This window comes from Micromonospora desertarenae (genome assembly GCF_056150265.1).
The window spans coordinates 424945-438331 of sequence record NZ_JAXCFQ010000001.1; the positions used below are offsets into that span (position 1 = coordinate 424945).

At 75.1% G+C, this 13387-nt stretch carries 14 protein-coding genes; 5 read left to right on the forward strand and 9 right to left on the reverse strand.

The window, feature by feature from the left end; translation table 11 throughout:
* Positions 1–19: 19 nt before the first annotated feature.
* Positions 20–1021: a Vgb family protein gene (locus SM577_RS01905; protein ID WP_474586136.1), complete on the reverse strand. Its 1002-nt coding sequence runs from the start codon at positions 1019–1021 to the stop codon at positions 20–22.
* Between the two features lie 220 nt (positions 1022–1241).
* Between SM577_RS01905 and SM577_RS01910 the strand changes: the two genes are divergently transcribed.
* Positions 1242–1691: a hypothetical protein gene (locus tag SM577_RS01910; protein ID WP_474586137.1), complete on the forward strand. Its 450-nt coding sequence runs from the start codon at positions 1242–1244 to the stop codon at positions 1689–1691.
* A gap of 153 nt (positions 1692–1844) precedes the next feature.
* Here the strand turns inward: SM577_RS01910 and SM577_RS01915 are convergent, their stop codons facing one another.
* The 4 genes from SM577_RS01915 to glnA all read right to left on the reverse strand — a co-directional run bounded on the left by SM577_RS01915 (position 1845) and on the right by glnA (position 5079).
* Positions 1845–2219: a VOC family protein gene (locus tag SM577_RS01915; RefSeq protein WP_302918772.1), complete on the reverse strand. Its 375-nt coding sequence runs from the start codon at positions 2217–2219 to the stop codon at positions 1845–1847.
* 247 nt (positions 2220–2466) lie between these two features.
* On the reverse strand, positions 2467–3165 hold the full coding sequence (locus SM577_RS01920; protein ID WP_474581188.1) for a helix-turn-helix transcriptional regulator: 699 nt from the start codon (positions 3163–3165) through the stop codon (positions 2467–2469).
* 35 nt (positions 3166–3200) lie between these two features.
* On the reverse strand, positions 3201–3626 hold the full coding sequence (locus tag SM577_RS01925; RefSeq protein ID WP_302918774.1) for a DUF350 domain-containing protein: 426 nt from the start codon (positions 3624–3626) through the stop codon (positions 3201–3203).
* A gap of 103 nt (positions 3627–3729) precedes the next feature.
* Entirely contained in the window at positions 3730–5079 is a 1350-nt protein-coding gene (gene glnA, locus SM577_RS01930) for a type I glutamate--ammonia ligase (protein WP_302918775.1), read from the reverse strand.
* A gap of 234 nt (positions 5080–5313) precedes the next feature.
* On the opposite strand from glnA, the gene SM577_RS01935 reads away from it, so the two are divergent.
* The 3 genes from SM577_RS01935 to SM577_RS01945 all read left to right on the forward strand — a co-directional run bounded on the left by SM577_RS01935 (position 5314) and on the right by SM577_RS01945 (position 8307).
* Positions 5314–7074 (forward strand): NAD+ synthase, encoded by a 1761-nt coding sequence (locus tag SM577_RS01935; protein ID WP_474586138.1) that lies wholly within the window; start codon positions 5314–5316, stop codon positions 7072–7074.
* A gap of 138 nt (positions 7075–7212) precedes the next feature.
* Positions 7213–8058, forward strand: a complete 846-nt coding sequence (gene panB / locus SM577_RS01940) for a 3-methyl-2-oxobutanoate hydroxymethyltransferase (protein WP_474586139.1) — start codon at positions 7213–7215, stop codon at positions 8056–8058.
* A gap of 102 nt (positions 8059–8160) precedes the next feature.
* On the forward strand, positions 8161–8307 hold the full coding sequence (locus tag SM577_RS01945) for a hypothetical protein (RefSeq protein ID WP_302918777.1): 147 nt from the start codon (positions 8161–8163) through the stop codon (positions 8305–8307).
* Between the two features lie 42 nt (positions 8308–8349).
* Here the strand turns inward: SM577_RS01945 and npdG are convergent, their stop codons facing one another.
* The 4 genes from npdG to SM577_RS01965 form a co-directional block, all read right to left on the reverse strand.
* A complete protein-coding gene (npdG, locus tag SM577_RS01950; RefSeq protein ID WP_302918778.1) occupies positions 8350–9048 on the reverse strand; it encodes an NADPH-dependent F420 reductase in 699 nt (232 codons plus the stop codon).
* A gap of 276 nt (positions 9049–9324) precedes the next feature.
* On the reverse strand, positions 9325–10758 hold the full coding sequence (locus SM577_RS01955; protein WP_302918779.1) for an RNB domain-containing ribonuclease: 1434 nt from the start codon (positions 10756–10758) through the stop codon (positions 9325–9327).
* Positions 10759–10867: 109 nt separating this feature from the next.
* Positions 10868–11644: a histone gene (locus SM577_RS01960; protein WP_474581184.1), complete on the reverse strand. Its 777-nt coding sequence runs from the start codon at positions 11642–11644 to the stop codon at positions 10868–10870.
* 76 nt (positions 11645–11720) lie between these two features.
* Positions 11721–11924, reverse strand: a complete 204-nt coding sequence (locus SM577_RS01965) for a hypothetical protein (protein ID WP_302918781.1) — start codon at positions 11922–11924, stop codon at positions 11721–11723.
* A gap of 186 nt (positions 11925–12110) precedes the next feature.
* On the opposite strand from SM577_RS01965, the gene SM577_RS01970 reads away from it, so the two are divergent.
* A complete protein-coding gene (locus SM577_RS01970; RefSeq protein WP_302918782.1) occupies positions 12111–13385 on the forward strand; it encodes a M48 family metallopeptidase in 1275 nt (424 codons plus the stop codon).
* Positions 13386–13387 lie beyond the last annotated feature (2 nt).

Genomic DNA, 13387 nt, shown 5'->3' on the forward strand with positions numbered 1-13387 from the left:
CACCCGGTTGATCATGAGGTTAGCGGCGCGAAATGTCGGAGTCTTCCCCGATAACCTCATGATCACCGGGGTCAGCTGCGGGGGGAGGGGAGGCGGGGGGAGGGGGAAGGGAAGGGGGAAGGGGGTGGGGGGTGGGTTGGGGGGTTAGGTGGGCTAGGGAGCCGGATTCTAGGGCGGTCCAGATGGTGTGGTCGGGGGCGAGGGTGAGGCCGTGGGGTTCGGCGGCGGGGGTGGGCAGCGGGTAGCTGTCGATGCGGCCGCTCGGGTCGACGTGGCCGACGCGGTTGGCGGCCCACTCGGTGTACCAGCAACCGCCCGCCGGGTCGGCGACGATCGCGTGCGGCCGGGCGGCCCGGTCGGGCAGCGGGAACTCGTCGATCCGGCCGTCCGGGGTGATCCGGCCGAGCTGACCGGCGGCGATCTCGACGAACCAGAGCGCCCCGTCGACCCCGGCGGTGATGCCCACCGGCCCGGCGCCCTCGGTCGGCAGCGGGTGCAGGTCCACCGCCCCGTCCCGGCCGACGCGGGCGATCGCGTTCGCCTGGTTGAGCGTGCACCAGACGGCACCGTCCGGCCCGGCGGCGAGCATCGACGGGAACCCGCCGGTCACCGGGAGCGGGAACTCGGTCAGCTCGCCGTCGGTGCCGACCCGGCCGACCGTGTCGGAGCTCATCCCGGCGTACCAGAGGGCGCCGTCGGGACCGGCGACGATGCCGCACGGGCCGGTGCCCGCCGGCAGGACGACGGCGCTCTGCCGCCCGTCGGTGGTGATCCGACCGATCCGGTCGTCACCGGAGCGGGTGAACCAGAGCGCCCCGTCCGGGCCGGGGGTGATGATCAGCGGCCGGCTGCCGGCCGGCTCCAGCGGATGGACCCGGGCCGTGCCGTCGGGCTCCACCCGGGCGATCGCGCCGGCGTGCACCAGCGTCACCCAGAGCGCGCCGTCCGGCCCCACGGTGATGCCGTACGGGCCGGCGGCCGGATCGGGCAGCGGAATCTCGCGGATCTGCGGCGTTGTCACTGGCGGTCACCTTCCCGTCGGCGGTCGCCCGACCCCCGGATCGGGCCGGGCCTGGCGACCGTCCACCCTTACCGCCGCGGCGTCCCGGAGCAACCGGTTTGTCCCGGCCGGCCGGCCCGGATTGCCAGCTCGCTGACAGCTTCGCCATGGGCCGCCCCCAGTTCGGCTGGTCACTGTCGGTGAGGTCAGCGCACCACGTACCGACGAGTTGGAGGACACCATGGCCATGACGAGGAAGCACCTGATCGCGGGGCTGGCGACGGCCGGCGTGCTCGGCCTCGGGGTCGCCGCCCCGACGGTCGCCTTCGCCGCCGACGGCACCGACCCGGCGCCGAGCGCCAGCGCCACCGACGACCGGCAGCAGCAGCGGGCCGACCGCCAGGCCGAGTTCGCCGAGGCGCTCGCCGGGGAGCTGGGCGTCTCCACCGACAAGGTGACCGCCGCGCTGGAGAAGATCCGCGAGGAGCACAAGCCGGCCGACCGGCCGGAGCGTCCGTCCGCCGAGGACCGGCAGGCGACGCTGAAGGAGCGGCTGGCGCAGGCCGTCGAGGACGGCAAGCTCACCCAGGAGCAGGCCGACGCGATCACCGCGGCGATCGAGGCCGGCGTCCTCCCCGGCGCCCCGGGCGGCCCGGGCGGCCGCGGGCACGGTGGCCCGGCCGGCAAGTGACCTCGGGCTGACGCACCCACGCCCGGCCCGGGCCTGCCCACCGCTCGTCCGGGCCGGGTGACCGGTCCCGCCGTGATGCCTGGGAGTCGTCATGACGACTCCCAGGCATCGTGGTCGGGCGGGGACGACCCGCCCGGACCACGCTCCGGCGGTTCAGCCGGCCGGCGGCGGGCTGAAGACGCCGAGGTGGTTGCCGGCCGGGTCGAGCAGGTGGGCGAAGGCGAGCCCGTTGTCGTTCTCCCGGCGCGGCACCAGCACCTTGCCGCCGGCCGCCTCCGCCCGACGGCAGGTCTCGGCCACGTCGGCCACCTGGACGTAGAAGATGGCGTAGTTCGGGCTGGTGCCGCCGGTGCCCCGGACCGCGCCGCCGATCCCCTCGCTGCCGCCGGCTCCGGTCGTCCGGTACGTGGCGCCGCCGGCGCCCTCCTCGGTGAAGGTCCAGCCGAACAGGTCGCCGTAGAACCGCTCGGCCTCGTCCGGCCGCTCGGTGCCGATCTCGAACCAGGTCACGCCGTTGTTGGTCGTCATGTATCGCCTCCCGTGCCGGGCGCCGGCGTTCTGCCGGCGCCGTCGGGAAGCAGCCTCACCCTCACCCGCGACAGCGTCCTGTCGGTGTTTCCGACGTTGTCCAGCCGCGCGAGCGACCGGCGCGGCCGGCGCGACCGGCGCGGAACAGGCGCCAGCGGGCGGCGAACCCCCCGCGAACGGCCGGCGGACCACGCCGCCCGACGCCGGGTCAGGCCACGGGCCGGCGACCGTCGCCGCCTCCCACCGCTCAGACCAGGCTCAGCCGGCGGACCCGCTCCCGCGGGATGTCGCAGGCGACGTCCAGATCCAGGTCCCGGTCGGGCACCCGCTCGGCGAGGGTGGTCACCGAGACGATCCGGTCGGTGCGGAACGCCCGGATGCCGCCGCGCATCCGGCACCAGGCCAGCAGGTACCAGTGCCGGGCATTGCCGAGGTAGCCGAGCGGCTCCACCTCGCGCAGCGTCCCCGCGCCGGCGCGGTCGGCGTACCGGATGCGCAGCACCCGCCCGGCGGACACCGCGTCGGCGACGGTGGCCGGGACGGGGGTCACCGGCCCGTCGCCGATCAGCCGCACCCGCGCGGCGAGCCGGTGCGCCTCGGCGGCGTCGGCGGCCGGCATCACCGCGAGCAGCTTGCGCAGCGCGGTGCCGGCGGCCGCGGCGAACGGGGTGCCGCGCAACCGGTGCAGCGCCACCGCCATCGCCACCGCCTCGCCGGGGGTCAGGTTCACCGGCGGCAGGGTGCGGGCCCGGTCCACGGCGTAGCCGCCGGTGCGGCCCGGCTCGGCCCAGATCGGCACCCCGGACTGTTGCAGGGCGCCGATGTCGCGCTCGATGGTGCGGACGCTGACCTCGAAGCGCTCGGCCAGCCAGCGGGCGCTGCGCGGCCGCGGCGACACCGCGCGCAACTCCTCGACGATGGCGTAGAGACGGTCCGTGCGGTTCACCCCGCGAACCTAGGTCGCGGGTACGACAGACCGGCTCAGGCGATGCAGGCGCAGACGATCAGCGCGGCGCCGAAGTGGGTGGCGGCGCTGACCCGGGCCGCCGGGTGCGGCTCGTCCGCGCAGATGATCTCGCCGAGCCGGCCCGGGGTGAGCAGGTCCAGCACGAAGAAGGCCAGCGCCATGATGGCCAACCCGACCAGCCCGAAGATCACCGTGGACGCCAACCCCTTGGTGAAGTCGCTGTAGCTGGTCAGGATCGCGGTGAAGACGATACCGGCGATGCCGAGCTGGTTGGCGGCGAGCAACAGCGCGGCGTTGCCGTTGCGGCGCACCCAGATCAGCTCCCGCAGCCGCCCCGGCGTCAGCAGGTCGACCAGCAGGAAACCGGCCGCCATCAGGGCGACCCCGACGACCCCGAACACCACACTCTGCCAGGCTCCGCTGAGCAGATCCTCCAGCACCGACTGCCTCCCGACCGGCTACGCCCGGCGGGGGTGCCGGCGCGGTGATCGAGACGATAGCGGCAGCACGCCACCGCCGGCAGCCCCCGGGCGGGCGGACCGGCTAGAGCGACAGGTAGCGCTGCCGCTCGTACGGGGTGACCTCGCGGCGGTACTGCTCCCACTCGGCGCGCTTGTTGCGCAGGAAGAAGTCGAAGACGTGCTCGCCGAGCACCTCGGCGACCAGCTCCGAGCCGGCCATCACGTCGATCGCCTCGGAGAGGTTCTCCGGCAACGGCTCGTAGCCCATCGCCCGCCGCTCGGCGCTGGTCAGCGACCAGACGTCGTCCTCGGCGCCCGGCGGCAGCTCGTAGCCCTCCTCGATGCCCTTGAGGCCGGCGCCGAGCAGCACCGCGAAGGCCAGGTAGGGGTTGGCCGCCGAGTCCGGCGAGCGGACCTCGACCCGGGCCGAGTTCGGCTTGCCGTACGCGGGCACCCGGACCAGCGCGGACCGGTTCAGGTGACCCCAGCAGACGTACGCCGGGCTCTCGGTGACCCGGTCCGGCAGGGCCTGCGGGAAGAGTCGCTTGTAGGAGTTCACCCACTGGTTGGTGACCGCCGTGTACTCGCGGGCGTGCACCAGCAGCCCGGCGATGAACGCGCGGGCCACCTTGGACAGCTTCATCGGGTCGCCGGCGTCGTGGAAGGCGTTGCGCTCCCCCTCGAACAGCGACAGGTGGGTGTGCATGCCGCTGCCCGGCTGGTCGGTGAAGGGCTTCGGCATGAAGGTGGCCTGCACGCCGGTGGAGAGCGCCACCTCCTTCACCACGTGCCGGAAGGTCATGATGTTGTCGGCGGTGGTCAGCGCGTCGGCGTAGCGCAGGTCGATCTCCTGCTGGCCGGGGGCCACCTCGTGGTGGCTGAACTCCACCGAGATGCCGATCCGCTCCAGCGCCAGCACCGCCTGGCGGCGGAAGTCCCGGGCCACCGCGTGGGTGGTGTGCTCGAAGTAGCCGCCGGTGTCCACCGGCGTGGGCACCGACCCGTCCAGCGGGCCGTTCTCCAGCAGGAAGAACTCGATCTCCGGGTGGGTGTAGAAGGTGAAGCCCTTCTCCGCGGCCTTGGACAGCGCCCGGCGCAGCACGTGCCGCGGGTCGGCCCAGGACGGCCCGCCGTCGGGCAGCAGGATGTCGCAGAACATCCGGGCGCTCTCGCCGCTGACCCCGCCCTCGAACGGGAAGACCTGGAAGGTGGTCGGGTCGGGCATGGCCACCATGTCGGACTCGAAGACCCGGGCGAAGCCCTCGATCGCCGAGCCGTCGAACCCGATGCCCTCCTCGAAGGCCGCCTCCAGCTCGGCGGGGGCCACCGACACGCTCTTCAGGGTGCCGAGCACGTCGGTGAACCAGAGCCGGACGAACCGGATGTCCCGCTCTTCCAGCGTACGGAGGACGAACTCCTGCTGACGGTCCACTTCCACTCCTCGCGACACCTCGTCGGCCACCGGACGGGCCCCGGCCCGGCCTGACCGACCAGTCTCCACCGGCCTCGTTACGCCGACGTTACGCGAAGCTCCCGCCGGTCGTCCCGCCGCGTCCCGCCGCGCGGACCGGCCGTGCCGGCCGGGGCCCGCGAGGCGCCGCGGCGGTGGCCGCCGTCTCGCGCGGCCCGCCGTGTCGGCCCCCTGCCGCTGGGGCAAGATGAGGACATGCCCACCCTGCGTCTCGCCCTGTGCCAGGTCAACCCGACCGTCGGCGACCTCGCCGGCAACGCCGGCCTGGTCCGTAGCTGGACCCGCCAGGCCGCGGACGCCGGCGCCCAGCTCGTCGCGTTCCCGGAGATGATGCTGACCGGCTACCCGGTCGAGGACCTGGTCTTCCGGCGGTCGTTCGTGGCGGCCTCGCAGGCGGCCCTGCGCCGGCTCGCCGCCGACCTGGCCGCGGACGGGCTGGGCGACCTGGCGGTGGTGGTCGGCTACCTGGACGCCGACGGCCCGCCGCAGGTCGCCGGCGACGCCGAACCGGGGCGGGGCGCCCGCAACGCCGCCGCGCTGCTGCACCGGGGCGAGGTGGTCGCCACCTACTTCAAGCACCACCTGCCCAACTACGGGGTGTTCGACGAGGACCGCTACTTCCTGCCCGGCGACATGCTCACCGTGGTCCGGGTCGGTGGGGTGGACGTGGCGCTGACCATCTGCGAGGACCTGTGGCAGGCCGGCGGCCCGTTCGCCGCCGCCCGGCAGGCCGGCGTCGGCCTGGTCGTGAACATCAACGGCTCGCCGTACGAGCTGAACAAGGACGACATCCGGCTGCCGCTGGTCCGCCGCCGGGCCGCCGAGGCGGGCGCGGCCATCGCGTACGTGAACATGATCGGCGGCCAGGACGAGCTGGTCTTCGAGGGCGACTCGATGGTCGTCGGCGCCGACGGCGAGCTGCTCGCCCGGGCCCCGCAGTTCGTCGAGCACCTGCTGGTGCACGACCTGGAGCTGCCGGCGGCGGGCGAGCCGGCCGACGCGGGCGCCGAGCTGGCCGACGGGCTGCGGGTGGTGCGCGCCGCGATCGGCGAGCTGCCGCCGGCGCCCGCCGGGCCGGCGGTGACCGGCGGGCTGATCGCCCCGGTGGCCGACGAGGCCGAGGTGTGGCACGCGCTGGTGCTCGGCCTGCGCGACTACGTCAACAAGAACCGGTTCCCCTCGGTGGTGCTCGGCCTCTCCGGCGGCATCGACTCGGCGGTGGTGGCCGCGCTGGCGGTGGACGCGCTCGGGCCGGACCGGGTGGTCGGGGTGTCGCTGCCCAGCCAGCACTCCTCCGAGCACAGCCGGGAGGACGCGGCGGAGCTGGCCAAGCGCACCGGGCTGGACTACCGGACCGAGCCGATCCAGCCGATGGTGGACACCTTCCTGGCCAACATGTCGCTGTCCGGGGTGACGGTGGAGAACCTCCAGGCCCGGGTGCGCGGGGTGATCCTGATGGCGCTGTCGAACCAGGAGGGCCACCTGGTGCTGACCACCGGCAACAAGAGCGAGCTGGCGGTCGGCTACTCCACCCTCTACGGCGACTCGGTCGGTGGCTTCAACCCGGTCAAGGACGTGTGGAAGACGCTGATCTGGCGGCTGGCGAAGTGGCGCAACGCCGACGCGGCCCGCCGGGGCGAGACCCCGCCGATCCCGGAGAACTCGATCGGCAAGCCGCCGAGCGCCGAGCTGAGCCCGGGCCAGCTGGACAGCGACACGCTGCCCGACTACGACGTGCTCGACCCGATCCTGATCGGCTACGTCGACGGTGACCTGGGCCGGGACGGGCTGGTCGAGTCCGGCCACGATCCGGCGGTGGTCGACAAGGTGCTGCGGATGGTGGATACCGCCGAGTACAAGCGGCGGCAGTCCGCGCCGGGCACGAAGATCTCGATGAAGGCGTTCGGCCGGGACCGGCGGCTGCCGATCACCAACCGGTGGCGGGAGAAGGGCTGAGCCCGCCCGCCGGGTCGGGCCGGAGCCCGGCCCGGGAGTGAAATCCTCCACTGCGCCCTGCCGCCGCCGGGCCGTCCGGTGCGACGATCGCGGCGGAACCCGGGGACCGCGCACGCGGCCTCGAGGAAGGAGAGAGTCATGGTGGAGTCCACCCCGACCGAGGTGACCGCCCTCTACGGCGGCCCGGCCACCCGCCGGATCCGCACCCGCGACCTGATCGCCGCCAAGGAGCGCGGCGAGCGGTGGCCGATGCTCACCTCGTACGACCAGTACACCGCGTCGATCTTCGACCAGGCCGGCATCCCGGTGCTGCTGGTCGGCGACTCGGCGGCGAACAACGTGTTCGGCTACGAGACGACGGTCCCGGTGACCGCCGAGGAACTGCTGCCGCTGGTCCGCGCGGTGGTCCGCGCCACCCGGCACACGCTGGTCGTCGGTGACCTGCCCTTCGGCTCGTACGAGGAGGGCCCGACGCAGGCGCTGCGCACCGCTGTGCGGTTCATGAAGGAGGGTGGCTGCCACGCGGTGAAGCTGGAGGGCGGCCGGCGCTGCGCGGCGCAGATCGCGGCGATCACCGGCGCCGGCATCCCGGTGATGGCACACGTCGGCTTCACCCCGCAGAGCGAGCACGCCCTCGGTGGCTACCGGGTGCAGGGTCGCGGGGACGCCGCCGACGAGGTGATCGCCGACGCGCACGCGGTGGCCGAGGCGGGCGCGTTCGCGGTGGTGCTGGAGATGGTGCCCGGCGAGGTGGCCAAGCGGATCACGCACGAGCTGCGGATCCCCACCGTGGGCATCGGCGCCGGCCCGGACACCGACGCCCAGGTGCTGGTCTGGCAGGACATGGCCGGGCTGCGCGCCGGCAAGGCGCCGCGCTTCGTCAAGCGCTACGCCGACCTGGCCGGCACCCTCGCCGACGCCACCCGGCGCTTCGCCGACGAGGTACGCGGCGGCGACTTCCCCGCCCCGGAGCACACCTTCTAACCGCCCCGCCCCGCCCGCCCCGGCCGCGGAGATCTTGGTAGGGAACGGCCCCTGGAGGGGCGGTTCCCTACCAAGATCCGGTGAGCGCGCGGCAGGGGCGAGATGGCCAACGGGACGCTGGCGCTCGGCTTCGCGTTCGCCGACACCCGACCTGGTCGTCTACCCGGTCTCGACGAGAACGCCCTGGCCGTCGGCCGGCTGCACCCCCACTACCGCCGCATCCCGCTCCCGCCCCCGGCACCCCGGTAGGAACGGGCGTCGGCGACGCCGGGATCAGGGGGATGCGCGCGGTCAGAGGTCGGTGACGCGGATGCCGGCGTGCGCCTTGTAGCGCTTGTTGATGGCGATCAGGTTGGCGGTGAACGCCTCGATCTGGTGGGCGTTGCGCAGCCGGCCGGCGTAGATGCCGCGCATGCCGGGGATCCGCGCGGCGAGCGCCGCGACCACCCCGGCCACCTCCCGGTCCTCGGTGCAGATCAGCACGTCCAGGTCGATCCGGTCGATCTCCGGGTCGGCCAGCAGCGGGGCGCTGACGTGGTTGAACGCCGCGCAGACCCGCGAGTCGGGCAGCAGCCCGGCGGCCTGCTGGACGGCGCTGCCCTCGGGCACCGGCAGCGCGTACGGGCCCTGCTTGTCGAAGCCGAGCGGGTTGACGCAGTCGACCACGATCTTGCCGGCGAGCGGCTCGGCGAGCGCGGCGACGGTGGCCGCGTGCCCGTCCCAGGGCACCGCGATGACGACGATGTCGCTGCCCCGGGCCACCTCGTCGTTGTCGCCGCCGGTGACCGTCGTCCCCGCCGGTACGCCGGGCAGGGCGGCGATCTCCTCGGCGGACCGCGCGGCCCGCTCGGCCGACCGGGAACCGATCAGCACCCGCTGCCCGGCCCGGGCGAACCGGTAGGCGAGCCCTCGCCCCTGGTCGCCGGTCCCGCCGATGATGCCGACGGTCAGCCCGGACACGTCGGGCAGTGCGCTCGCGTCGTATGCCATGCGGTCATCCTCGCAAACCCGGTGTCCCGGCAGCAGCGCCCGGCGCTGTGACAAACCCCGCTGACCCGGCCGGCCCGGGGCGGCCGGCCCGCCTCGGCCGTCGGGTCGGCTGAGGCCGGCGGCCCGCGCGACGGGCGAGCGTGCGGCGGTCCGGCTCGTTGGGCCCGACGCGCGCCGGGCGAGCGTGCGGCGGTCCGGGTCGGTGGGCCCGACGCGCGCCGGGCGAGCGTGCGGCGGTCCGGGTCGGTGGGCCCGACACGCGCCGGTGCCGCGCGGTCAGGCGCGTTCGAAGACGACCGAGCGGGCGACCGGGTCGGCGGTGACCAGCCGGACCCGGATCCGTTCGCCGAGCGGCAGCTCGCCGACGCACCGGGCCCGCACCGGCGGGTCGTCCAGCGCGACGGTGCCGCCCGGCGGCCGGCCCGGTCGGCTCCGGCCGTTCGGCGGCGCGTCGACGTCCAGCACCGCGGCGTCGAAGGTCTCCCCCACCCGGTGCGCCAGCAGCACCGCCTCGGCCAGCTCGATGGCGCCCCGGCTGGCCGCCGAGGCGGTCCGGTCGGTCACCGCCATCGCCTCGGGCAGCCGGGGCAGCGCCGCGCGGACCCACTCCGGCACCGGCCGGCCCGCGTGCAACGCCAGGCAGACCTCCGTGGCGTACCGGTCGGCCAGCCGCCGCAGCGGCGCGGTGACATGGGCGTACGCGGCCGCGACCCCGCCGTGCCGCGGCTGCTCGGGGACCTCGCCGTCGAAGGCGGTGTACGCGGCGCCGCGCATCAGCTCGGCGGCCTGGTCGACGAAGGCGGCTGCCCGGGGTTGCCCGGCGTCCAGCCCGGCCAGCACCTCGCCGGGGCCGGCGCCGTCCGGCCAGTGCACGCCCAGCGGGGCGGCGGCGGCCCGCAGCCGGTGCACCGCCTCGGGCTTCGGCGCGGGCATGGTCCGCAGCAGCCCGACCCGGCCGGCCAGCATGATGTCGGCGGCGGCCATCCCGGTGAGCAGGGAGATCTGCGCGTTGTGCTCCTCCATCGGCACCGGCCCGCGCAGCACCAGCCGCCAACCGTCGCCGTCGGCCTCCACGTCCTGTTCGGGCAGCGGCAGGTTGATCGCGCCCCGGCGCAGCCCGCGGGCGGTGAGCAGCGCGCCGAGTTCGGGCAGCAGGGCGATCGGCTCGGGCAGCCGGCCGGCGTCGGCGTCGGCCTGGACGCCGGCGTAGTCGAGCTTGGCCCGGCTGCGCACCAGTGCCCGTTCCAGCTCGACGGCGACGGTGCCGCCGTCGGCGTCCAGGTCGATCGTCCACACCACGGCGGCCCGGTCGACGTCCGGCAGCAGGCTCGCCGCGCCCTCGCTGAGCGTCTCCGGGTGCAACGGCACGTTGCCGTCGGGCAGGTAGACGGTCTGCCCCCGCCGCCAGGTCTCCTCCTCCAGCGCGCCGCCGGGGCGGACGTGCGCGGCGACGTCGGCGATCGCGTACCGCACCCGGTAGCCGCCGCCGGGCCGGCGGGTGAGGCACATCGCCTGGTCCAGGTCGCGCGACTCGGCCGGGTCCAGGGTCACGAACGGCACGTCGGTGCGGTCGACGGGCGGGCGGGGCGGGGCGGCCGCGGCGGCGTCCGCCTCGCGCTGCGCCGCGACCGGGAACTCCTCGGGGAGTCCCAGCTCGCGGCGCAGCGCGCCGAAGTCGATGCGGGGCGCGAGTACGCGTCGGATGACCACGGGGTCAATCCTGACAGCGCGGCGGTTGATCCGCTTCCCCGGCGCGGGCCGGTCGGCGCCGACCGATCGGCGCGGCGGGCCGGTCAGCGCCGACGGTCAGCGCGGCAGGTCAGCCGGTGGCCTTCCGGGCGGTGGTGCGGGTGCCGCCGGCCGCCCCCGTACGCGTGGCCGCCCGCTTCGCCGGCGCCTTGGCCACGGTGGTCCGCTTCGCCGGGGCCTTCTTGGCGGTGGCCGCCTTGCGGGCGGTGGTCGAGGAGGTCGCCGTGGCCTTCTTCGCGGGCGCCTTGCGGGCCGGGGCGGTCTTCGCCGCGGTCTTGCGGGCGGTGCCGGTCGGGCGGGTCGGCGCCGTCTTCTTGGCGGCCGTCTTCTTGGCGGCCGTCTTCTTCGCGGTGGTCTTCTTCGCGGCGGCCTTCTTCGCCGGCGCCTTCGCCGCCGTGGCGGTCTTCTTCGCCGGCGCCTTCGCCGCCGTGGTGGTCTTCTTCGCCGCGGTGGTGGTCTTCTTGGCGGCGGCGGTGGTCTTCTTCGCCGTCGAGCTGACCTTCCGGGCCGCCGCGGTCGAGGTCTTGGCGGGCGCCTTCTTCGCCGCCGCCGCCGTCTTCTTCGCGGCTCCGGTGGTCCGGGTCGCCGCCTTCCTGGCCGGCGCCTTCGCGGCGGCCTTCCGCGCCGCGGTGGTGGCCTTGGCTCCGGCCTGCCGGGCGGGGGTCGACTTGGCGGTCTTCTTCGCCGGCGCCCGGCCGGCGCCCGCGGTCGCCTTCTTGGCCGCCGTGGTCGCGGCCCGGCGCGCGGGCGTGGTGCGGCTCGCGCCGGTGTTCCGCTCCGCCGCGGCGGTCTTCTTCGCGGTGGTCCGTTTCGCGGCCGGGCGGGTGGCCTTCGGTGTTACGGCCATCTCGGTTCCCTCCTTGGGGACGTGCTCTCGCCCTCGCGGAGCACGCGGTACCTCGACGCGGGCCGTCCCGCGCCGCTCATCTGTCCTCCCCGGCCCAACGGGCGTCCTCGGCGTCCCACGCTTCGTTGCGCTCCCGCACCCGCTGCAGCGCGTTCTCGGCGTCGGTGGCTGAGGCGTACGGTCCGAGAACGTGCTTGGCAGGGCACACGTCGGCATCGGTCTCGACCCGGTGGTGTCGGGTGCACCAGTAGTAGTGCCCACCACTCCCGCTGTCGCTCATGGGATCACTGTGCACCGCGAATCGCCCGGCCGCCACCGGAACACCGCAAATCTCCGCTCGCCTCCACAGTAGACGTGCTACCTCCCGAGCCGGGCCGGAACTGCGCAAACAGGTGCCGGGACGCGGGGCGGGATCGGCTGAACGGCCGGTTCCGGTACGCCCCGGCCACCGCCACCATCGGACCTCATGATCGAGACGGTGACCGACCGAAGCGCCTGCCCGGACTGCGGCGCGGCGACGGTGTCGCTGCCCGGCGCGCTGCCCTGGTGCGCCGGGTGCGAGTGGAACCTCGACGCGTACGAGGTGGACCGGCGGGCGCCGGAGTTCGGCTGGAGGTGGGTGGACCGGTGGACCCACCGGCTCGCCTACCGGACGACGCGACGGCAGTTCGCGCGACTGGTCGGCCGGCAGCCGGAGGCCACCGGCGCGGGCGTCGCGCGGGTCGTCACCGGGGCCGCCTCGCTGGTGCTGCTCGCCGGCGTGGTCGCGCTCGCCGGCACCGGAATCTGGCTGATCGTGGCGTTCCGGTTCCCCAACCCGTCGATCCTGCTCGGCGTCGCGCTGCTCGGGCTCGCCGTCGCGCTGCGCCCCCGGTTCGGCCGGCTGGACGAGGATCTGGAGGTGCTCGACCGGGCCCGGGCACCGGAGCTGTTCCGGCTCGTCGACGAGGTGGCGGCGGCGGTCGGCGCACCCGTGCCCGAGGTGGTCGGCGTGGACGGCGACCTCAACGCGTACGCCGGCCGGGTCGGGCTGCGGCGCCGTGCCGTGCTCTGCCTCGGGTTGCCGTACTGGGGCTCGCTCACCCCGCCGGAGCGGGTGGCGCTGCTCGGCCACGAACTCGGGCACTTCGTCAACAACGATCCCCGCCGGGCGCTGCTCACCCAGCCGGCGTTCACCACGCTCGGCACGGCGGCGAACCTGGTCCGCCCGGTGGACACCGTCGCCGGGGCCGGCATCCTGGAGATGGTCGGGGCGGCGCTGGCCCGGGCGTTCCAGTGGACGCTGGCGCGGCTGCTCTTCGCCGCCCACGTGGCCCTGGTCTGCGTCGCGCTGCGCGACATCCAGCGGGCCGAGTACCTGGCCGACGAGATGGCCGCGCGGGCCGCCGGCACGGCCGCCGCGACCAGCCTGCTGGACGCCACCCTGGCGGCCGACTCCGTCGCGCTCGCCGTACGCCGGGAGGCGCGGGCCGGGCACGGGCCGCAGCGGTGGCGGGCGGCGGTGACCGAGGCGCGGGCGGCGGCGGCCGACCGGCTGGCCCGACGCCGCCAGCTCTCGGTGCGCGACGAGACGTCGCTGTTCGCCTCCCACCCGCCCACCGGGTTGCGGCACCGGATGCTGGCGAGCCGGCCGGCGCACGAGGCGGCGGTGGTGCTCGACGAGGAGCGCTCGGCCCGCATCGACGCCGAACTGGCCCGCGAGTACGAGCGGGTCCGCCGGAACATCAGCTGGTCCGGCTGACC